This window comes from Microbispora catharanthi, assembly GCF_006334915.2.
Classification (GTDB): domain Bacteria; phylum Actinomycetota; class Actinomycetes; order Streptosporangiales; family Streptosporangiaceae; genus Microbispora; species Microbispora catharanthi.
The window spans coordinates 149196-169939 of sequence record NZ_VDMA02000010.1 but is presented as its reverse complement, the minus strand read 5'-3'; the positions used below and the strand labels follow the sequence as shown (position 1 = coordinate 169939).

At 72.4% G+C, this 20744-nt stretch carries 19 protein-coding genes; 6 read left to right on the top strand and 13 right to left on the bottom strand.

Features of this window, described 5'->3' with window-relative positions:
- Positions 1 to 10: 10 nt before the first annotated feature.
- Complete coding sequence (locus tag FH610_RS20455; protein ID WP_139576128.1) at positions 11 to 1189, bottom strand: ROK family transcriptional regulator; 1179 nt, start codon at positions 1187 to 1189, stop codon at positions 11 to 13.
- A gap of 231 nt (positions 1190 to 1420) precedes the next feature.
- On the opposite strand from FH610_RS20455, the gene FH610_RS20450 reads away from it, so the two are divergent.
- The 4 genes from FH610_RS20450 to FH610_RS20435 all read left to right on the top strand — a co-directional run bounded on the left by FH610_RS20450 (position 1421) and on the right by FH610_RS20435 (position 5026).
- Positions 1421 to 3322, top strand: coding sequence for an endonuclease/exonuclease/phosphatase family protein (locus FH610_RS20450; RefSeq protein ID WP_139576127.1), 1902 nt, complete (start codon positions 1421 to 1423; stop codon positions 3320 to 3322).
- A 66-nt stretch (positions 3323 to 3388) separates the two neighbouring features.
- Positions 3389 to 3853, top strand: coding sequence for an RrF2 family transcriptional regulator (locus FH610_RS20445; protein ID WP_139576126.1), 465 nt, complete (start codon positions 3389 to 3391; stop codon positions 3851 to 3853).
- A gap of 34 nt (positions 3854 to 3887) precedes the next feature.
- On the top strand, positions 3888 to 4673 hold the full coding sequence (locus tag FH610_RS20440; RefSeq protein WP_139576125.1) for a DNA-formamidopyrimidine glycosylase family protein: 786 nt from the start codon (positions 3888 to 3890) through the stop codon (positions 4671 to 4673).
- Between the two features lie 65 nt (positions 4674 to 4738).
- A complete protein-coding gene (locus tag FH610_RS20435; RefSeq protein ID WP_205825928.1) occupies positions 4739 to 5026 on the top strand; it encodes a VOC family protein in 288 nt (95 codons plus the stop codon).
- Positions 5027 to 5431: 405 nt separating this feature from the next.
- Here the strand turns inward: FH610_RS20435 and FH610_RS20430 are convergent, their stop codons facing one another.
- The 8 genes from FH610_RS20430 to FH610_RS20395 form a co-directional block, all read right to left on the bottom strand.
- Positions 5432 to 5788, bottom strand: a complete 357-nt coding sequence (locus tag FH610_RS20430) for a helix-turn-helix domain-containing protein (protein ID WP_139576123.1) — start codon at positions 5786 to 5788, stop codon at positions 5432 to 5434.
- Between the two features lie 253 nt (positions 5789 to 6041).
- Positions 6042 to 6536 carry a CinA family protein gene (locus FH610_RS20425; protein ID WP_139576122.1) on the bottom strand — a complete coding sequence of 165 codons (495 nt, stop codon included), beginning with the start codon at positions 6534 to 6536 and terminating at the stop codon, positions 6042 to 6044.
- Positions 6533 to 7255, bottom strand: coding sequence for a CDP-diacylglycerol--glycerol-3-phosphate 3-phosphatidyltransferase (gene pgsA, locus FH610_RS20420; protein WP_139576121.1), 723 nt, complete (start codon positions 7253 to 7255; stop codon positions 6533 to 6535). The genes FH610_RS20425 and pgsA overlap by 4 nt, the downstream gene beginning before the upstream one ends.
- Positions 7252 to 8664 carry a 30S ribosomal protein S12 methylthiotransferase RimO gene (gene rimO / locus FH610_RS20415; protein ID WP_139576120.1) on the bottom strand — a complete coding sequence of 471 codons (1413 nt, stop codon included), beginning with the start codon at positions 8662 to 8664 and terminating at the stop codon, positions 7252 to 7254. The genes pgsA and rimO overlap by 4 nt, the downstream gene beginning before the upstream one ends.
- Before the next feature lie 30 nt (positions 8665 to 8694).
- Complete coding sequence (locus FH610_RS20410; protein WP_161628037.1) at positions 8695 to 9414, bottom strand: helix-turn-helix domain-containing protein; 720 nt, start codon at positions 9412 to 9414, stop codon at positions 8695 to 8697.
- A 161-nt stretch (positions 9415 to 9575) separates the two neighbouring features.
- Complete coding sequence (locus FH610_RS20405) at positions 9576 to 10967, bottom strand: purine-cytosine permease family protein (RefSeq protein ID WP_139576118.1); 1392 nt, start codon at positions 10965 to 10967, stop codon at positions 9576 to 9578.
- The gene (locus FH610_RS20400; protein ID WP_139576117.1) at positions 10964 to 11920 is read right to left on the bottom strand and encodes an isopenicillin N synthase family dioxygenase; all 957 of its coding nucleotides are present in this window, start codon (positions 11918 to 11920) and stop codon (positions 10964 to 10966) included. The genes FH610_RS20405 and FH610_RS20400 overlap by 4 nt, the downstream gene beginning before the upstream one ends.
- On the bottom strand, positions 11917 to 12366 hold the full coding sequence (locus FH610_RS20395; RefSeq protein ID WP_139576116.1) for a nucleoside deaminase: 450 nt from the start codon (positions 12364 to 12366) through the stop codon (positions 11917 to 11919). The genes FH610_RS20400 and FH610_RS20395 overlap by 4 nt, the downstream gene beginning before the upstream one ends.
- 94 nt (positions 12367 to 12460) lie before the next feature.
- Between FH610_RS20395 and FH610_RS20390 the strand changes: the two genes are divergently transcribed.
- Positions 12461 to 13975 (top strand): PucR family transcriptional regulator, encoded by a 1515-nt coding sequence (locus tag FH610_RS20390; RefSeq protein WP_139576115.1) that lies wholly within the window; start codon positions 12461 to 12463, stop codon positions 13973 to 13975.
- 196 nt (positions 13976 to 14171) lie between these two features.
- Here the strand turns inward: FH610_RS20390 and FH610_RS20385 are convergent, their stop codons facing one another.
- Both FH610_RS20385 and FH610_RS20380 read right to left on the bottom strand, forming a co-directional pair.
- A complete protein-coding gene (locus tag FH610_RS20385; protein ID WP_205825920.1) occupies positions 14172 to 16706 on the bottom strand; it encodes a DNA translocase FtsK in 2535 nt (844 codons plus the stop codon).
- Positions 16707 to 16716: 10 nt separating this feature from the next.
- Complete coding sequence (locus FH610_RS20380) at positions 16717 to 17661, bottom strand: helix-turn-helix transcriptional regulator (RefSeq protein WP_139576113.1); 945 nt, start codon at positions 17659 to 17661, stop codon at positions 16717 to 16719.
- A 119-nt stretch (positions 17662 to 17780) separates the two neighbouring features.
- On the opposite strand from FH610_RS20380, the gene FH610_RS20375 reads away from it, so the two are divergent.
- The gene (locus FH610_RS20375) at positions 17781 to 18656 is read left to right on the top strand and encodes an NmrA/HSCARG family protein (protein ID WP_139576112.1); all 876 of its coding nucleotides are present in this window, start codon (positions 17781 to 17783) and stop codon (positions 18654 to 18656) included.
- A gap of 38 nt (positions 18657 to 18694) precedes the next feature.
- Here the strand turns inward: FH610_RS20375 and FH610_RS20370 are convergent, their stop codons facing one another.
- Both FH610_RS20370 and FH610_RS20365 read right to left on the bottom strand, forming a co-directional pair.
- Positions 18695 to 19468 carry an IclR family transcriptional regulator gene (locus tag FH610_RS20370; protein ID WP_139576111.1) on the bottom strand — a complete coding sequence of 258 codons (774 nt, stop codon included), beginning with the start codon at positions 19466 to 19468 and terminating at the stop codon, positions 18695 to 18697.
- Between the two features lie 31 nt (positions 19469 to 19499).
- Positions 19500 to 20663 (bottom strand): enolase C-terminal domain-like protein, encoded by a 1164-nt coding sequence (locus FH610_RS20365; RefSeq protein WP_139576110.1) that lies wholly within the window; start codon positions 20661 to 20663, stop codon positions 19500 to 19502.
- Positions 20664 to 20744: the final 81 nt, after the last annotated feature.

Here is a 20744-nt window from a genome sequence, read left to right as displayed (position 1 = left end):
GAAGCACTCCCTATGCCGTGAAGATCTCTTCACGGGCCTGGTCGAGCGCGGCGAGGACGGCGCCGCGCAGCACCGGATTGCCCTCCACCTGGCTCGTGACGACCTGCGGCGGGACCGGGCAGATGCGCGCGACCGCCTCTTCCACGCGGGTGGTCAGCGCCGCCCCGCCGGCCCGGCAGACCTCTCCGGCCAGCACCACGAGGCCGGGGTCGAGCACCACGCACACCGACGCCACGCCGAGGGCGAGCCGCGAGGCGACCTCGTCGAGCAGGGGCTCGCCCGCGGACCCGGCGGCGACGGCCGCGGTCACGCAGTCGGCGGCGGTGTTTCCGGCGAAGCCGTGCCCGCGGGCCAGTTCGGTGACGGCCTCGGAGCTGACCAGCGACTGCAGGCCGCCCCCGAGCGACGGCAGACGCCCGGGGACCGCCCTCACGTCGTCGGCGAGCGGCACGCCGGGCACCGGGAGGTAGCCGATCTCCCCCGCGCTGCCCGACCGGCCCCGGTGCAGCCGTCCGCCCAGCACGACGGCCAGGCCGATGCCCCGGCCCACCCACACGAGCACGAAGTCGTCCACCTCCTGGGCGGAGCCCTTCGCGCGTTCGGCGATCGCGGCGAGGTTGACGTCGTTCTCGATCGTGACGTCCCGGCGCAGGTCGCGTGCCAGCGCCTCGTGGATGCCCTCGTGCCACTGCGGCAGGTCGAAGGAGAACCGTACATCGCCGGTGCGGGGGTCGACGACGCCGGGCGTGCCGATGACCACGCCGCGCAGCCGCGACAGCGCCACCTTCGCGCTCCTGCAGGCCTTCACCACGGCCGCGTGCACCAGCGACACCGGGTCGTCCTGCCCCTCGGGGGAGGCCGTCACCTCGGCCACCACGTCGCCGTTGATGTCGGCGATCGACGCCGACACCCGGTCGGGGCCCACCTCGAGCCCCGCGACGTACGCGCAGGAGGCGATCACGCCGTACAACGCGGCGTTGGGTCCCCTGTTGCCCGCCTGCTCCCCCACGACCTCCACCAGGCCGCGCTCCTCCAGACGCGCCAGCGTCTGGGACGCGGTGACCTTGGACAGGCCGGTGAGCTCCCCGATCTGGCCGCGCGTCAGGGGACCCGAGGCGAGCAGCAGTTCCAGGGCGGCCCGGTCGTTGATCTCCCGGAGCAGCCGGGGCACGCCAGGACGTCGCTCCATGCTCCTGCTTCCCATCGTCTGAGTCTCCGGCTCGCCGTCGGTGCGCCCACCCACGCCCCTCCGGTTCGCTCGGCCCCCGGCGGCGCTTCGATCATGTGCGCCCGTGAATGAACAACAAGGTTTCCAGCAAGCTTAGCGAGCGGACAAGGGCGGGGAACGCCCCAGGTCGAACGTATTGGTAACGCTCCCATGTTTCATGAGGATGGCTCATATGAGCCTGAAGGGAGCGCCATGACCGAGACGGCCAGGCAGCCGCGCACCACACCGACCCGCCGATTTCCCGCTCCCCCATGGCCACTGGTCATGCTTGTGACGGGCGTCGCGCTCCTGTTCGACGTGGTGCGGGTGTTCCTGCCGTCCCTCATCACCCTGTACGGCAGGGCGGGCGAGACCGACCCCGCGAGCATGGGGATGTACGCCGCTCTGTGGTTCGTCCTGCCGTTCGCCGCCGTCCCCGCGGCGCGGCTCGCGTCGCCCCGGATCGTCAGGACGGCGGGCGCGGTGGCGCTCGTCGTGGCCCGGCTCGGCCTGCAGGCCGCAGACGGGGGCGCCCCCCAGCTTCTGCTCGCCTCCGCCGGGGTCACGGCGGGCCTGGTCTTCCTCTACGGCTGCGCGCGGACGGTGGCGGACACGTGGGTGCCCGCCGGACTGATCGGCGGCCTGGCCGGCGCGTCGATCGTCCATCTGGCCCTCGACCGGGTGGACCTCGTCTGGCGGGTCGGGCCGCTCCCCTGGTTCGCCGCCGTCGCCCTCTGCGTCGCCTTCCTGCGGTCCGTACGGCTCTCGCCCGCGTCGCCCATCCTCGCCCCGGCGGCCGTGTGGTTCGCCTTCGGCCCGATGCTCATGCTCGCGGGCATGTACTGCGGCGGCCCGGCCATACTCGCGCAGGACACCGCGCAGCACAGTGCGCCCTTCACCGCTCTGGCGGTCGCGCTCCAGGTCGCGGCGCTGTGCGCGGCCGTCGTCTACACCTGGACCACGTCGTGGGGCTGGACGGCCGGGCTCTTCCTGATCGCCGGGGTGGCGGCGGCGGAGACCGGCGTGCAGGGCCTGCCGGCCCTCGTGACGACGGTCGCCCTCGGAGCCTGCGCCGGCGCCGCCGGGCGGCACACGGCCCCAACCGTGGGAAGCGCGGGCGGGCGCGGCGGCGTCGCGGTGCTGGGCGGGATGCTCGTGTTCCTGGCCGGGGCGTTCCTCTACTACGCGGCCTTCGACGCCGACCTGGGGTTTCCCAACGCCCTGGTCCCGGTGGCGGTCGCCGTTCCGGTCGCCGCCGTCGCCGTACGCGGGGGCCGGCGGCGCCCGACCACCCCGGTACGGCGGGCGCCGCGCCGATGGGGGTCGATCACGGTGTCGCTGGCCCTGCTGACCGGCCTCCTCACCTGGCAGTCGCCGCCGGCCACGAAAACGATCACGGGGAACGAGTTCACACTCGTGGCGTACAACATCCGGATGGGCTTCGGGCTCGGCGGGCGGCTCGACCTCGACCGCGTCGCCGCCTGGGCCGCGACGCGACGCCCCGACGTGGTGCTGCTCAGCGAGGTGGACCGGGGCTGGCTGCTCAACGGCGGGCACGACGACCTGGCGAGGATCGCCCGCGGCCTGGGCATGCGCTACTACTTCGCCCCCGCCGCGGACCGACTCTGGGGCGACGCGCTGCTCACGAACCTGCCCGTCGCTGAGATCGGTTCGACCCGGCTGGGGCGGCACGGATACCCGACCGGCGCCCAGGCCCAGTCGATCGTGCTGAACATCGGCGACCACGAGGTGGGGATCGTGAACACGCACCTGCAGGAGCCGCGCGGGCAGGCGCCCGAGGTGGCGGCGATCGCCCGGCGGCTCGCCGCGAACACCCTCCCACCCGGCATCGGTGTGGCCGACCCACGACCGGTGATCGTGGCGGGAGATCTCAACACGACGCCGTCCGATCCCCAGATGCGCGTGCTGGAGGCCGCGGGCCTGTCCGACCCCCTGCGGGCGCTCGGCGACCCGCCGACCTCGCCCGCCGACGCCCCTGTGCGGCGCATCGACCACGTGCTGATCTCGGACGGGCTCACCGCGGTGGCGGCCGACGCGCCCCGGGTTCCGTTCTCCGACCACCTCCCGCTCGTCGTGCGGCTCCGGCTGGATTAGGCCCGGCCGGGCCGTGTTGGCGGGCGGGCGTCCTACCGATGCCAACCAGGCGGGATAATCGACTACATGCGACTTTCTGCCCGTGTCGACTACGCCCTCCGTGCCGCCGCCGAACTCGCCGCGGCGGGTGAGGGACCCACCACGGTGGGCGAGCTGGCCAAGGAGCAGGAGATGCCCCCCAAATATCTGGAGAACATCCTGCTGCAGATGCGCCGCGCCGGACTGGTGCGCGGGCAGCGGGGCCCAGAGGGGGGCTATGTCCTGGCACGGCCGGCCAGTCAGATCTCGCTCGCCGACGTGATCCGCGCGGTGGACGGGCCGCTGGCCAACGTGCGGGGCGAGCGGCCCGAGCACGTCGGCTACCAGGGCGCCGCCCAGGCGCTGCAGCAGGTGTGGATCGCGCTGCGGGCGAGTGAGCGGGCCATCCTCGAAGAGGTCACCCTGGAGCAGATCGCCAAGGGCGAGCTGCCGGACCGAGTGACCGAGCTCGCCGCCGACCCGGCGGCGTGGGACTCACACATGCCCGTGTGAGCCGCCTGAACCCGATCCTCCCGGGAGGAGAGCCGTGCCGGAGGGTGACGCCGTCTACCGGACCGCCAAGCGGCTCAGGCAGGCCCTCGACGGCCGGAGGCTGACCCGCAGCGACTTCCGGGTGCCCCGGTACGCCACCGCCGATCTGCGCGGCCGGACCGTGCTGACGACGGTCTCGCGCGGCAAGCACCTCCTGACCCGGGTGGAGGGCGGGCTCACCGTCCACACCCACCTGCGTATGGAGGGAAGCTGGCGCGTGGGCCCGGCGGGTCGTCCGGCGCCGAGGGGCGACGTGGTCCGGCTGATCCTCGCCAACATCCAGTGGCAGGCGGTCGGCACACGGCTGGGGATGGTCGATCTCGTGCCGACCGACCGTGAGGAGCGGGTCGTGGGGCATCTCGGCCCGGACCTGCTCGGGCCGGACTGGGACGCCGCCCTCGCCGTACGGAACCTGCTGCGCGCTCCGGAACGGACGATCGGGGAGGCGCTGCTCGACCAGCGCGACCTGGCGGGCATCGGCACGATCTGGCGGGCCGAGACGCTGTACGCCGCGCGGATGTCCCCGTGGCGCCCCGTGGGGTCGATCCCGCAGGACGAGCTGGAGGCGCTGGTCACGGTCGCCCACCGTCTGATGGACGCGAGCAAGGACGCGCCGCTCCCGGTGACGACGGGCGATCCGCGCCCCGGGCGGTCGCTGCTCGTCTACGGCAGGGCACGCCGCCCGTGCCGCCGCTGCGGCGCCCCGGTCAGCGGCGGGGAGATGGGACCGCAGCCGGCCGAGCGGCTGATCTACTGGTGCCCCGCCTGCCAGCGGGACTGAGAACCGACAATAGGGCGGTGCGTAGAGACGAAGGGGATTCCGTGCCGCCCACCGCCGCCCGCGTCATGCTGCTCGTCCTGTACACCGATCGGCTGGAGGAGTGCCGCGCCTTCTACGGCGCACTCGGCGTCGAATTCACCCGGGAGCGGCACGGCCGAGGCCCGCAGCACTACGCCGCCGTCCTGGCCGACGGCACCGTGTTCGAGTTGTACCCGGCGACCGCCGAGCGCAGAACCGGAGCCGTACGGCTCGGTCTCCATGTGGACGGCGCCACCGCCGAGCCGCGGTTGGAGCCCGGCCGGCACCTCATGACCGACCCGGACGGCAGGGTGGTCGAGATCCAGGCATCGTGATCACGGCGGTCAGCGAAGACAGCCGTACGGAGACAAGGGAGCCACGCGACCGAGGGACGTGAGGACGCCGCGGGACCGCGGTGCGGAAGAGACCGCGGAGACGGGAGCGGACGAGCGCGACCGAGCGCGAACGGGGCCCGGATGGGCACGCCGGAACGGAACCGTGCCTGTGAACCATGCCTGCGAACCATGCCTGCGAACCGTGCCTGCGGGGGCCAGGCGCCCGCCCGTGGGATCGGGACAGGGCACCCGGGTCCGGGTCGAGCCGGACTGCGAGCGCGGGGCCACGCCTGGCCTGCTGCCGGGCGTGTCCTATCGAGCCGTGTCTTTATGGGGCCTGTGGGGACGGTCAGGCGAAGTCGTGGAGACGCCGACCGCCGGCGCGGCGGGGCGTCGGGACGCCGCCTAAGCGGCGACCATGTCCTTGACCTCGGGGAAGCCCTCGAATTCCGGCCCTGCGGGCACGGTTTCGGGGATGGGCAGGCGCTCGTGCTCAGGCACCTCTGCCAGCACGGGGGCGGCCTGCAGTTCGGCCAGCGCGAACTGGTCGGACACCTCGCGCAACACCTGGGACAGCGGGACCCCGAGCGCGCCGCAGATCGAGGCGAGCAGTTCGGAGGAGGCTTCCTTCTGACCGCGCTCGACCTCGGACAGATAGCCGAGTGAGACACGCGCCAGAGTGGAGACCTCGCGAAGGGTGCGATTCTGCCGCACCCTCAGCCGCCGCAGCACGTCACCGAGCAGCTGACGCAGCAGGATCATCTGTCGCTCCCTCCCCAAGGGGGGCGCCTTCACGACGCCTCTCACGGTGGGCTCATGTCGCCCCTTCTTCGTCTGCCCTTCGTACATACGCCTCGCCGTCATCATGGGTTCGCTCGGCCCCTTCGCCGGGCGTGCGCCTGTCTTGCTCCTCGCCGTTGGCTCACGGACCTCACTCACAGCTCCACCGTACCTGTAGAGGGCGACACCGCGGCAGACCGAGGCGAGCATGTTCGCTGGGGACGTAACGCGGTAATCACCCCGAATGTTCCCCCAAATTTGCCTTCAGCACACCTTCCAGCAGGGTCAACGCCTCCTGACAGGTGGCAGTTCTGATCCCGTCCCTGTCTCCGGTCAAGCGCAGGTCGCGGTGCCAGAGCCGCTCTCCCGGTCCCGCCAGCGCGATGTGGACCGTGCCGACCGGCTTGCCGTCCTGGGGATCGGGGCCGGCGACCCCGGTCACCGCCAGGCCGTAGTCGGAGTCCGCGAGCTTGCGCACTCCCGTGGCCATGGCCGCGGCCACGTCCGGGTGCACCGCTCCCTCCCTGCCGAGGAGGTCGGACGGCACGTCGAGGACGCTCGCCTTGAGATCCGTGGCGTAGGCGATCACCCCGCCCCGGAAGGCGGCCGAGGCCCCCATCGGACCGGTCATCGCGGCCCCGATCAGGCCGCCCGTGAGCGACTCCGCCACGGCGACCGTCGCGCCCTGGCGAACCAGCAGGGACAGCACCTCGCTCGCCACGCCCATCATCGGCTTCGCGCGCTCCTCGCCACCTGCCGCAGCCGCACCGCCCGCACCACGTAGTCGGCGCCGGTCCCCACCGTGACCACCAGGGCGAGGCCCATGGCCACCCACCTGATCAGATCCGGCACCCCCGGCACGATGTAGAGCGCGATGGCCACGATCTGCAACACGGTCTTCACCTTGCCCCCGTAACTGGCCGGGATAACCCCGTGCCGGATCACGAGGAAGCGCAGCAGCGTGACCCCTGCCTCGCGGGCGACGATCACCAGGGTGACCCACCACGGGATCTCGCCGAGGTACGACAGGCTGAGCAGTGCGGCGCCGATCAGTGCCTTGTCCGCGATCGGATCGGCGATCTTCCCGAAGTCGGTGATCAGCGCGTACTTCCTGGCGAGCCAGCCGTCGAGCTGGTCGGTGAGGGACGCGAGCAGGAAGACGCCGAGGGCCGCCAGGCGCCAGCCCTCCCCCTCGGCGAACAGGAAGACGGTGAAGACGGGGACGATCGCCAGCCGGGCGATGGTCAGGACGTTCGCGATGTTCCAGGTGCTGACGTGGCGGACCGTGCCGTCTCCGGCGCCCTCTCCTGCGACCGCTCCGGCCACGTCGGCGGACGCCGGTATCGCCACCGGCGCGACGGGCACGGCGGCGACCGGCGGCGCCGCGGGCTCCGGTGTCACCTCTCCCGGGCCCGCCACGTCCACCGGCGGCTCACCGCGCTCCGTCATGTGCCTGCCTTGATCCGGGCGATGAGGTCGACCCCCTCGGAGTCGACGGCGACCGCTTGGACGATCTGGCCGGGAACCAGGCCGATCCCCTGGACCGTGACCGCACCGTCCACCTCGGGGCCCTGGTGCGCCGCCCGGCCCTCGTAGCCGCCGTCCCCGAGGTCCTCCTCGATCAGGACCTCCAGCTCGGTGCCGATGCGCTCCTCGGCCCGCTGGGCGGTCAGCTCCTCGGCGAGCTCGGTCAGCGTCGCGACCCGCTCCTCGATCACGTCCTGGTCGAGTTTGCCCTCGAAGCCGTACGCCTCGGTGCCCTCCTCGTCGGAGTAGCCGAAGACGCCGATGACGTCCAGCCTGGCCTCCTCCAGGAAGCCCACCAGTTCGTCGAACTCCTCCTGGGTCTCCCCCGGGAACCCCACGATGAAGTTGGACCTGATGCCCGCCTCGGGCGCGCGGTCACGGATCTGCGCGAGCAGGTCGAGGAACCGCTTGGGGTCGCCGAAGCGCCGCATCCGCCGCAGCACGGTCCCGCTGGCGTGCTGGAAGGACAGGTCGAAGTAGGGCGCGACCCCCTCGGTGGAGGCGATCACGTCGAGCAGCCCGGGCCGCAGCTCGGCGGGCTGCAGGTAGCTGACCCGCACCCGCTCGATGCCCTCGGTCGCGGCCAGCGGGGGCAGCAGCTTCTCCAGTGCGCGCAGGTCGCCCAGGTCCTTGCCGTACGACGTGGAGTTCTCGCTGACCAGCACGAGCTCCCTGACGCCCTGCCCGGCCAGCCAGGCGGCCTCGGCGAGCAGGTCCTCCGGGCGGCGCGAGACGTACGAGCCGCGGAAGGCCGGGATCGCGCAGAACGTGCAGCGCCGGTCGCAGCCCGACGCGAGCTTCAGCGAGGCCACCGGCCCCGAGCCGAGCCGCTTGCGCAGCATGCGCGGGCCGCTGGCGGGGGCGACGCCCTCCGGCAGCGGGTCCTCTTGGGCGTGACCGGGAATGTGGGCCCGGGCGGCCGCGCGCTCCACCGGCGTGATCGGCAGGAGCGTGCGGCGGTCCCGCGGCGAGTGCGGGACCAGCGTCCTGCCCGCGAGGACGTCGTCGAGACGCTCCCCGATCTCGGCGTAGTCGTCGAAGGAGATCACGGTCGCCTCGGGCAGGGCGTCGGCGAGCTGCGCGCCGTACCGTTCGGCCATGCAGCCCGCCGCCACCACCTTCGCGCCCGAGTCGGCCGCGGCGAGCAGGGTGTCGATGGAGTCCTTCTTCGCCGAATCGATGAAGCCGCACGTGTTGACGACGACGACGTCGGGATCGTCGTCATCGGTGTGCCAGCCGGCGGCCTCCAGCCGCGCGGCCAGCTCCTCGGAGTCGACCTCGTTGCGGGCGCAGCCCAGCGTGATCAGCGATACGGTTCGGCGAGAAGACATGATGCGAACTACGGTATCGGCAGTCGGCGATTAACGGGGACTCGGGCCGCCCGCGTCGAAGGTCCGCCGGATCATCTGGCCGTCCTTGCCGGGCGTGCCGAGGTCCCTTCCGTTGACCTCCAGCCGCACCGCCCCCGCGTCGCCGATGGTCACCTTCATCCGGTCCTTGGCCGAATAGGTCGTGGTCTTCCCCTCGGGCAGCGTCCCCTGGAAGATCTCGTGGCCCTTGGCGTCTCTCACGTTGAGGTAGGCCGGCTTGCGCGCGGTGACCTTCACGACCACGAGGCCGGGCGCGACGGCCTCCTCGAGGGTCTTCTTCTCGTGGCCCTTGTCGTGACGCGCGTGCGCGTGCGGCGCGGTCACCGGGAGCTGGGCGGCCGTCGGGCCCGTCTTCCCGCCGGAGCCCCCGAGCATCCGCGCGACGACGACGACCGCGACGATGGCCAGGGCCACCGCGACGGCCATCGTCCAGCTGGGGGCCCTGCGGGCCCGCTCCCCCACGTCGCCCCTGAACACCGCCGACGCCTTGACCGGTGACGCGATGTCGGCGTTCTCCTGCTCGTACTGCCGCAGGATCTCGTCCGGGTCCAGGCCGAGGTCGGAGGCGATGGTCCGGATGTGCCCGCGCGCGTAGAAGTCGCCCACCGAGAAGTCGTCGCGCTCGAAGCGTTCGATGACGGTCTCGCGGATCCGCGTGCGCTCGCTGAGCTGACGCACGGTCAGCCCGGCGCGCTCACGGGCTTCGGCCAAAACAGCACCAACGCTCATCGTTCCGCCCCCTGTCCGAGCTGAACAGCTCGCCCCACAATGCGTAGTTAGTCACATTCAATCAGTAACTGGCTACGATGGGTACCCGTGGGTGGGTCGAATATGCACGGAGAGTGCACGCCGGGGAGCGGCCCGGAGCCCGTTCAGCCGCGCCGCAGGGGCTTCAGCGCGAGATAGAGCCCGGCGGAGATGAGGAACCCGGCCTCGAACGCGATGTCCCCCACCTGGGGCACGCTGCGCGGCACCACGCCGACGTACTGCTCCTGATTGGAGAACAGCCAGACCGACAGGACGACCCCCGCCACCATCGCGACAGGCCCGGCCCAGTTGGCGTGCCGCCGGTCGAACATGAGCGGTTCGAGCGCGCGGACGTCCTGGCCGCGCCGCAGCAGCATGTCCGTCAGCACCACGCCCAGCCAGGGGCCGATCCAATACGCGATGACCAGCAGGAACGCCTCATACTTGTGCCCGGCGTCCTCCAGGCCCGACAGCGCCACCGCAAAGCCGATCACGCCGCAGGCCAGCGCGACGATGGCCCGCCGCATCGTCAGCGGCAGCCGTACGCCGAGGGCGAGCAGCGACATCGCACCCGAGTAGACGTTGAGCGCGTTGGCCGACACGGCCCCGAGGGCGATCGCGAGCAGCGTCAGGTTCGCCACGAGCGCGGGCAGGTGGCCGGTGAACGCCGAGGTGGGCTGCCCGAGGGCGTCGCCGCCCCCGATCGTCACGGACGCCGCGCCGACGACCTCCAGCAGCACGCACGACACGAACACGCCGAGGCCCGCCGACAAGCCGGTGGCCCGCCTGCTCGCGTCCTGCGGCAGGTACCGCGTGTAGTCGGCGGCGTACGGGTTCCAGCCGGCCGCGTAGCCGAACGTGGCGCCCACGGTCAGCAGGAAGCCGCCGGGCCCTCCCCCGCTGCCCGCGTAGCCCGGCTCGGCCTTCGACAGGATGATCACGGAGGTGACCGCGAAGATCACCGCGAGAACCGGGAACGCGTACTTCTCGAAGGCCTGCACGAGGTTGTGGCCGAAGAACCCGAGCACCACCATGACCGCGACGACGATCAGCAGACAGGCCCAGCCCGGCAGACCCGTCAGCGTGTTCAGCGCGAGCGCGCCGCTCACGCTGTTGACCGCGAACCAGCCGATTCCGGCGGCGACGGAGTTGAACGCCGAAGGGATGACGTTGCCCCAATAGCCGAACGGCAGCCTGCCGAGCACCATCTGCGGCAGCCCCGCACTCACGCCCCTGGCCGACAGCACGCCGTGGGTGAGGGCCCCGAGGCCGCTGCCCACGACGACGGCGAGCACGGCCTGCCAGAAGCCCAGCCCGAACGCCGCCACGGCGAGGACCCCGAGGAAGATCGTGGCGAACTCCAGGTTCGGCGAGGTCCACGTCCAGAAGAGCTGCCGGGGCCTGCCGTGGCGCTCGGAGAGGGGGATGAACTCGATGCCGCCCGGCTCGATCGCGGCGACCTTGTCGCCGTACCGGCCCTCGCGTACGGCGACTTCGGGGGGTTCCAGAACTGTCATACGGTGATCGCCCTCAGCTTCTCGAGGAGGTAGTCGGACGCGCGGACGGGCTCGTAGGAGACCCGGCCGATCGGGGGGCCGAGCGACTCCACCTCGGCCAGGGGGTTGCACTCGTAGAAGTAGATGAGCGAGATCAGCTCCTCGTCCGGCGCCGACGGGTCGGGCGGGAGCACCCGGTGCCGGGTGGAGCGCCAGCGGTCGCCCGTCCAGCGGGCCAGCAGATCGCCGATGTTGATCGTGAACGAGTCCGGCACGAACGGCGCGTCGATCCACTCGCCGTCGAGCGTGTAGACCTGCAGGCCGCCGACGCCCCGCTGCCGGTCGAGCACGGTCACGGTGCCGAAGTCGGTGTGCGGCCCGATCCGGAACTGCCCCGGCTCCGGCTCGCCCACCTGCGACAGCGGCGGGTAGCGGTTGATGTTCATCGTGTACGACGGGTGGTCGGCCCGGGAGGCGAAGAAGTCCTCCTCGATTCCCAGAGCGGCCGCGCAGACCACCAGGAGTTCGCCGGCCAGCGAGCGCATCTCCGCCAAGTAGCGGGTGAGCAGCATCTGGAGTTCGGGCACCTCGGACGGCCAGACGTTGGCGAGGAACCAGTCGGCGTCGATCTCCGGGACGCCGATCGGCTGGTCGGCGCCCACCGCGAAGGTCTCCTTGAGGTCGGGCGGAGTGGGCGTGCCCTCGGCGTAGCCGTTGGCCTCGACGCCCGGCGGCAGCCAGCCCCGCTCTCCCACGATGGCCGCGTACCGCTGCTTCGCCTCGGCGGGCAGGGCGAAGAACCGCCGGGCCGCGGCGCGCACGTCCTCGCGCAGCGCGGCCGGCACGCCGTGCCCGGTGACCAGCAGGAAGCCGATCTCGCGCAGCGCGGCGTCGACCTGGGCGGCCACCCGCGCCCGGCCGTCCGCCTCACCGGAGAACCAGGGAGTCAGGTCGACGACGGGAACCGAATTCATGCCTCATCTCCGATGTCCTCGTTCCAGAGGGCCGAGTTGGCCGCGATGAAGGCCGTCATGAGCCCGGCGCACTCGGGGTCGTCGAGCACGACGACCTCCACCCCGGCCTCGGCGAGCCACTCGTGCGCGCCCATGAACGTGCGACACTCGCCGACCACCAGCCGCGGGATGCGGAACTGCCGGATCAGGCCGCTGCAGTACCAGCAGGGCGACAGGGTGCTCACCATGGTGGTCCCGCGGTAGGAGGGCTGGCGGCCCGCGTCGCGGAAGGCGGCGGTCTCCCCGTGCACCGAGGGGTCGCCGTCCTGGACCCGGCGGTTTCGCCCGCGCCCCAGCAGGCGGCCGTCCGGGCCGAACAGGGCCGCGCCGACCGGCACGCCGCCTTCGGCGAACCCCTTCCTTGCCTCTTCCAGGGCCACGCTGAGCATGGCTGCGTCGCTCGTCATGCGCTCACTATCCCTCCATGCCGGGCCTTCGGGAACGGACGAAACGTCCGTACTATGACGACCCTTAACGGACGATCCGTATAGGGGTGCACCGATGCCTCTGACCCTGCGCGAGCTGCTGTCCTTCGAGGTGCTGCGGGAGGCCCGGCCGGAGGTCCTCGCCGGGAAGGGTGCGCTCGACCGGGTGGTCCGATGGGTGCACTCCAGCGAGATCTACGAGATCGGTCCCCTGCTCACCGGCGGCGAGCTGTTGCTGACGACCGGGCTCGGCCTGGCCGGCACCGACGCGGGGGCGCGGCGGCACTACCTGCGGGAGATCGCCGCCAGGGGCGTGGCCGGGGTCGCCCTCGAACTCGGCCGCACGTTCCCCGAGACGCCGCCCGAGCTGGTGGAGGAGGCCCGCAGGCAGGAGCTGCCCTTCATCACCCTGCACGCGGTCGTCCCGTTCATCCGGATCACCGAGCACGTCAACACGCTGATCGTCGACTACGCGAGCCGGCGGCTGCGGGTGGGCGACGCGGCCACTCGCGCCCTCAACGAGGCGCTCATCGCCGGCGCCGGGGTCGCCGGGGTACTGGCGACCGGAGCCGAGGTGGTGGGGGCACCGCTGATGCTGCTGTCCGCCAGCGGAGCGCTGGTCGCCGCCCACGGCGTGGGCAGCGACCGGGACGCCTGGCGCGCGGCCGAGCGTGCGGTCTGCGAGTCACCGGTCACCCTCCACGGTCACCCCTGGGGGCGGCTGGTGGCCGGCCCCGGTTCGGCGCTGCCCGCCGACGACCTGGCGATCGCGCTGGAGCGGACGGCCGTCGCCCTCGCCCTCGCCATGCTCAGGACGGGCAGTCCGCCGAGCGAGCGCGACCGCCAGGCGTCCGCGCTGCTGCGGGACCTCATCGAGGGCACGGCCGAGGCCGACCCCGGCGTACGGGCGGTCATGGCGGGCCTGCCCACCGGGCCCGGCCACCTGCTGGTGGGCGTGGCCGTGGACGCCCTGGAGACGGCGGCCGCGCTCGCCGTGCTCGACCGGGCCGCGCACATCCTGCACACGACCGCCCTGCGGGGGCGGGTGGGCCGCCTGGTGCTCGGCGCCCTCGCGGTGCCGGTGGCCGTGGCGGACGCCGCTGGCGCGGCCGCCCAGGCGCTGGAGGAGGCGCTGCGGCGGCTGCACACCCCCCAGCTCAGAGTCGCCGTGGGGCACGCCGCGACCGGCCTGGCCGAGCTGGGCGGTTCGCTGCGGGACGCGCGGGCCGCGCTCGGGCTGCGGCGGGGCGCCCGGCTCGTCACCACCCGCGCGCTCGCCCTCGAACTGGAGCTCACCCGCCACGCCGACGCCCGGCACGCCGCCGAGCTCGTACGGCGGACCATCGGCCCGCTGGTGGACTGGGACACGGCCCACCGGACCGACCTCGTCGGCACGCTGGAGGTCTTCCTGCTGCACGGGTGCAGCGCGACTCGGGCGGCCGCCGCGCTGCACCTCGGGCGGCAGACGTTCTACCAGCGGCTGCAGCGCATCGAGACGCTGCTGGGCCATCCGGTGACCGACCCCGGCGCGCACGCGGCCCTGCTGCTCGCTACCGCCGCCCACCGGGTCGCCGGCGCTGACGTCAGGTGATCCAGCCCGTGCAGACGTCGGGGCCCCAGGCGCTGCCCAGCCACTTCTTGACGCAGGCCCGCGACGGGCTGTTCGGCGCCCACGCCTGCCTCCTCGGGCTCATGCGTTGGAAGACGTCGTCCGGGGGGCCGGCGTGCACCCGTGCGCCGCCGAGGCGCGCCGGTTGGTCCCTGAAGTGCCTGGCGAGGCCCGGCGGCTACTCCCCGCCGCGCAGCTCGGCGAGCAGGCCGGGCAGTTCGTCGGGCTTGACCAGCACCTCGCGGGCCTTGGACCCCTCGCTCGGGCCGACCACGTTGCGGCTCTCCAGCAGGTCCATCAGCCGCCCGGCCTTGGCGAAGCCCACGCGCAGCTTGCGCTGGAGCATGGACGTCGAGCCGAACTGGGTCGACACGATCAGCTCGGCGGCCTGGATCAGCAGGTCGAGGTCGTCGCCGATCTCCTCGTCGACCTCCCGCTTCGCGGCGGCGGGCGCGGCGACGTCCTCCCGATACTCGGCCTGCATCTGGGCCTTGCAATGGGCGACGACCTCCGCGATCTCCTTCTCGGAGATGAACGCGTTCTGCAGTCGCATCGGCTTGCTCGCGCCCATGGGCAGGAACAGCGCGTCGCCCTGCCCGACGAGCTTCTCGGCTCCCGGCTGGTCGAGGATGACCCGCGAGTCGGCGAGCGAGGAGGTGGCGAACGCCAGCCGCGAGGGCACGTTCGCCTTGATCAGGCCGGTGACGACGTCCACGGACGGCCGCTGGGTGGCGATGACCAGGTGGATGCCGGCGGCCCGGGCGAGCTGTGTGATGCGGACGATCGAGTCCTCCACGTCGCGCGGCGCGACCATCATCAGGTCGGCCAGCTCGTCCACGATCACCAGCAGGTACGGGTACGGCTGGTAGACGCGCTCGCTGCCCGGCGGCGGCACCAGCTTGCCCGCGCGCACGGCCTTGTTGAAGTCGTCCACGTGCCGGAAGCCGCTGGCCGCCAGGTCGTCGTACCGCCGGTCCATCTCGCCCACCACCCATTCGAGGGCCTCGGCGGCCTTCTTCGGGTTGGTGATGATGGGCGTGATGAGGTGCGGGATGCCCTCGTACGAGCTGAGCTCGACCCGCTTGGGGTCGACCAGCACCATGCGGACCTCGTCGGGCGTGGCCCGCAGGAGGATCGAGGAGATCAGCCCGTTGATGCAGGTCGACTTGCCCGCGCCGGTGGCGCCCGCGATGAGGATGTGCGGCATCTTGGCCAGGTTGGCCACGATGGTGCGGCCCTCGACGTCCTTGCCGAGCCCGACGATCATCGGGTGGTGGTCGGCCTGGGCCACCTGCGAGCGCAGCACGTCGCCGAGCGACACGAGGTCCTTGTCGACGTTGGGGATCTCCACGCCGATGGCCGACTTGCCGGGGATGGGAGACAGGATCCGGACGTCCGCGGACTTGACGGCGTAGGCGATGTTCCTGGTGAGCGCGGTGACCTTCTCGACCTTGACGGCCGGGCCCAGCTCGATCTCATACCTGGTCACCGTCGGGCCCCGGGTGAAGCCGACGACCTGCGCGTCGATGGAGAACTGCTCCAGCACGCTGGTCAGCGCGTTCACGACCGTCCGGTTGCCCTTGGTCTCCTGCTTGGGCGCGCTGCCCGGCCGCAGCATCGTGAGGTCCGGCAGCGTGTACGGCCCCTCCTGGCTGGACAGGACGAGCTGCTCCACCTTGCGCGGCGCGGGGGTCGGCAGCGGAGGCTGAGGCGCCGGCTTGGGTATCTCCGGCTCGGTCGGCTCGGCCGACTCCACGACGTCGTCCACGAGGCCGGGGACGATCTCCGGCGAGTGGTCCTTCTCCGACAGCACGGGCGTGTCGTACGGCTTGACGCCGTCGCCGCCCTCGGCGTCGCGCCCGCCACCCTGCTGCTTGCGGGTGCGCTTCTTGGCCGGCGCGGGGGCCTTGCGGGGCTCCCCGGTCTCCTCCGGCCGCTGGAAGAGCATGTGCTGGATCTCGGCGAGACGCTCGGGAATGCGGTGGACCGGAGTGGCTGTGATCACCAGCAGGCCGAAGCCGGACAGCATCACCAGCAGCGGGATCGTGATGAACGCCGGCAGGATGCTCGACGGCGGAGCCGAGACGATGAAGCCGATCATGCCGCCCGCCGCCGACACGTTGTCCATGCCGTCGTTGGGCCCGCCTGAGGGGTACGGCGTGCCGTGGGCGACGTGCACGATCCCGAGGATCCCGGCCAGCAGCGCGGTCCAGCCGATGCCCATCCTGCCGGTCTCGGCGTTCTGGTCGGGGTGGCGCAGCAGCCGCCAGGCGAGCAGCGCGAGCAGCACGGGCACCGCCCAGGCGAGCGATCCCACCGTCCCGCGCACCACGGTGTCGACGAACGCGGCGAATCCCGTCTTGGTGTCCCGCCAGGTCAGGGCGGCGAGCACGATGGCGGCCGCGAGCACCGACAGCCCCTGCCCGTCGCGGCGGTGCACGGGGTCGAGGTCGCGGGCTCCCTGCCCGAGGGCCCGCGCCGCCATGCCCACGCCGTTCGCCACCAGCATCCACATGCCGATGACGAGCTTGCCGATCACAAGGAAGAACCAGCTGATCGGGTCCTGTCCGGTGGCGACCGGCCGCTTGGGCGCGGACTTGGGCGCCGCCCTGCCTCGGGAACCCGCCGGGGATCGCTTCGCGGAAGCCGTACGGGATCCGGAGCGCGACGCGGGGCGCTTGCCGGACCCCTGTCCGGACGTACGGGTGGCCATGATGCCGAAGTTACCCCGGATGCGGGCGATTACCGGGGCGGCGCGCCGGGAGGCCGCCCTTTGGAGCGCCGCCCTCTGAGGCGCCGCCCTCTAGGGCGCTGCTCTTCGGGGCGCCGCCGGAGTCCCGCCGTCCATCGAGGAGCGAGGTCACCCGCCTGCGGCCGTCCTCGCCCGCCGGCACCTGCAGCACCAGCAGGAGATCGGGGTGCTCCGCCGGACGCAACTGGAACACTTCGAGGTCCAGCCGCCCGATCTCGGGGTGGTCGATCGCGACCGTCGCGGGCCTGAAGCGGCGGACCGGATAGTCCGCCCACCACTCCCGGAACTCCGGGCTGACCTCGCTCAGCTCCGCCACCAGCGCCGTGAAGGCGGGATCACCCGGCCGGCGTCCCATCGCGGCGCGGAACTGGCTGATCACGGCGCGGGCGGCGGGTTCCCAATGGACCATCCGGGCGCGGTTGCCGGCGTCGGTGAACATCATCCACAGCAGGTTCCGCCTGCCCGGCGGGAGCGTCAGCGGATCGTGGCGGAGTAGGGCGTAGGGGGTGTTCCAGGCCAGATAGTCGAAGCGCGCGTCGTACACGGAGGCGGCGTTCGGGGCGGCGGAGTCCACCAGGAGCCGCAGCCGGTCACGTGGCCGCTCCCCCTCGCCGGACGGCGTGTCCGGCGGGGCCAGGCCGGCCAGGTCGCGCAGGTGGCGGTGTTCGTCGGGATCGAGCAGCAGCGCGCGGGCCAGCGCGTCGATCACCTGCGCCGACGCCGAGATGTCCCGTCCCTGTTCCAGGTAGGTGTACCAGGTGACACCGACACCCGAGAGCTCGGCGATCTCCTCGCGGCGCAGGCCGGGGGTGCGGCGCAGGGCCGGCTCGCCTTCCGGCAGGCCGACGTCGGCCGGACGCAGGCGGGCCCGCCGGGCGCGGAGGAACGCGCCGAGCTCGGCCCTGCGGTCCGACACCCTGGCGCGGCGGCCGGGCGCGTGACTGGCAGCACGAGTGCCAGGACCGCCGGACGCCCTCTCGTTATCGTGACGTCCATGATCCTTCACACCGCGAGTGTGCCACGGAGGTAGGCGCCATGAGCGATCCCGTACTGGTGGTCGGCGCCACGGGCCGGCAGGGCGGCGCCGCCGCGCGGCAACTGCTCGCCCGGGGCCGGAGCGTGCGCGCCCTGGTGCGCGACCCGGACCGTTCCGCCGCGAGGACCCTGGAAGAGTCGGGGGCGGAACTCGTCGTGGGCGACCTCGACGACGAGGCGTCGCTGCGCCACGCGATGCGGGGCGTGGACGGGGTCTTCCTCGCGCTGACCATGATGCAGGGCCCGAGGATCACCGTCGAGGGCGCCGCCGCCGAGGAGCGGCGGGGCCTGACGGTGGCCCGGCTGGCCGCGGAGATCGGCACGGGACACCTGGTGTACAGCTCGGTCCCCGGCGCGGACGCCCCTTCCGGGATCCCCCACTTCGAGAGCAAGGCACGGATCGAGCGCGAGATCCACGCCCTCGGGCTCCCGGCGACGGTCCTGCGCCCGGTCTCCTTCATGGAGAACTTCGCCACCTACAACCGGCCGGTCCTGGAGGACGGCACGCTGGTCGTGCGGCTCCCCGCGCAGCCCGGCAAGCCGATGCAGCTGATCGGCGTGGAGGACATCGGGGTGTTCGCCGCCCTCGCCTTCGAGCGCCCCGGCCGGTTCCTCGGCCGTACCGTCGACCTGGGCGCCGACGAGCTCACCCCGTCCGAGATCGCCGAGACGTTCGGCCGGGTGTGCGGCCTGCCGGCCCGCTTCGAACGGACGCCGATCGAGCAGGTGCGCGCGTTCGACGAGTGGGTGGCCCGGATGTTCGAGTTCTTCGACGAGCAACCGTCCGCACAGGTCGATCTGCCGGCCCTGCGATCCGAGCACCCGGGGCTGATGACCTTGGAGACGTGGCTGCGCGCCACCGGCTGGAGAGCGTGAGGCGCAGGACACGGCTCCGCCGCCGGGGGCGGAGCCGGTCAGTAGGCGCGGCGCTGCCGCATGGCGGAGCGTTCGATGCGCTCGCGCGCCTCAAGGAGGCAGGAGGCGATCTCCTTCTCCCGCTCGGGCGTGAGGCGGGGGATCGGCACCGAGCAGCTGATGGCGTCGCGCGGCGGGTCGCTGATGTGCAGCGCGACGCCGAAGCAGCGCAGTCCCTCGGTGTTCTCCTCGCGGTCCACCGCGTAGCCCTGCTTGCGCACCCGGTGCAGGTCGACCAGCAACTCCTCGGCGTCCACGATCGTGTGGGCCGTCAGCGAGGGCAGCTCGGCGGGCAGCATCGCGCGCACCTCGCCGTCGTCCCTGCTCGCCAGGATCGCCTTGCCGAGCGACGTGGTGCTCGCCGGCAGGCGGCGGCCCACGCGTGAGAACGGCCGCAGGTAGTGCCGCGAGGCGCGCGTGGCGAGGTACACGATGTCGAAGTGGTCGAGACGGGCGAGGTGCACCGTCTCGCCCGTGACCTCGGCCAGCCAGTCCAGTGCGTCGTGCGCGAGCTGGACCACCGGGTCGCCGTCGATGTACGTCGCCCCGACCAGCAGAGCCCGCATGCCGATCCGGTAGAGCGTGCCGGTGACGTCGGTCTCGATCCAGCCGAGGTCGACCAGCGTGCGCAGCAGGGCGTGCAGGCTGCTCTTGGGGTAGCCCAGCTTGCCCTGTAGGTCGGTGAGGCTGTGCAGTCCGGGATACTGCGCGAAGAAGTCGAGCAGCTCGACCGTCCGGAGTGCCGACTTCACGTGCGGCACGGGTTCCGCCATGTGTAACCTCCCTGACCCGCCTGTCCGCCTCCTATTGTGAGCCGGTTCCCCAGGAGGTGACCGTCCGGGAGGCGATGTAGTCCATATCCAGATCATCCCCCAGTCCGGGAGTGTCCGGCATCCGCACCTTTCCGTCGGCGAGCGGATCGACGATCGACCGCAGGTGCGGGGCGGGCGTGTCGTAGTTCGAGTGCGGGTGCAGCAGCCCCCGCTCGTACCACTGTCCGCACAGCGTGGCGCCGATCACGGCGAGGGCGCCGGAGCCGTTGCCGTGGATCTCGCAGTCCATGCCGAACGACTCGGCCAGGTGGACCGCCTTGATCGCCGGGATGATCCCGCCGGAGCCGACCACGCCGACCCTGAGGATGTCGCAGGCCCCCGCGGCCACCCACTCCGCCCGCGCCATGTGCTTGCCCCAGGAGGTCTCCGGCCCGAGGATCGGCGTCCTGAGCTGGTCGGCGAGCCATCGGTACGACTGCACCGAGGCCTCCTCCATGGGCTCCTCGTACCACGCGAAGTTCAGCTCGTCGAGGGCCCTGCCGAGGGCCAGGGCCTCGGAGCGGGAGTACCAGTGGTTGCTGTCGAGCATGAGCGCGACGTCCGGGCCGACCGCCTCCCGGACCGCGGCGCACGCCTCGATGTCGCGGTCCACGCCGTACGGCATGGGCGGCATCCAGGTGTGCAGCTTGATCCCGCGATAGCCGCGGGAGACGAGTTCCTTGGCGAAGGCGGCGTAGTCCTCGGGGGTGGCCAGGCCGCCGGGGATGTCGTCGCCGCACATCGTGCTCGCGTAGGCGGGCACCTCGGAGCGGGCGCCGCCGAGAAGCTTCCAGACCGGCAGGCCGAGCTTGCGCCCGGCGAGGTCCCACAGGGCCTGGTCGGCCGCGCTGAGCGCCCGGTCGGACAGGTTGCCCTGCGCGCCCCGCTGCCGGCGGGCGACGCGGTGCCACAGCCGCTCCCGGTCGAGGCTGTCCTGACCCATCAGCGCCGGCCCGATGTGGCTCGTGATCACCGCCTCCCTGACGGTGTCCGGCGCCGCCAGGCAGTATCCGGTCGCGCCGTCGCTGTCGGTGATGGCCAGCAGCGCCTCCCGCACCTCCCGCGGCGGGCCGGGATGCCGGTGGCCGTGCCCGTCGACCACGGACTTGGTGACCGTGGCGAAGACCGTGACGATGACGCGTTCGACGACCGCCATGGACTCTTCCCTTCTCTTTCGGTGCTGGAGGGGCCCGGAGGGCCGGTGCGCGGTCAGGGACGCACCGGCCCGGTCCCGGGA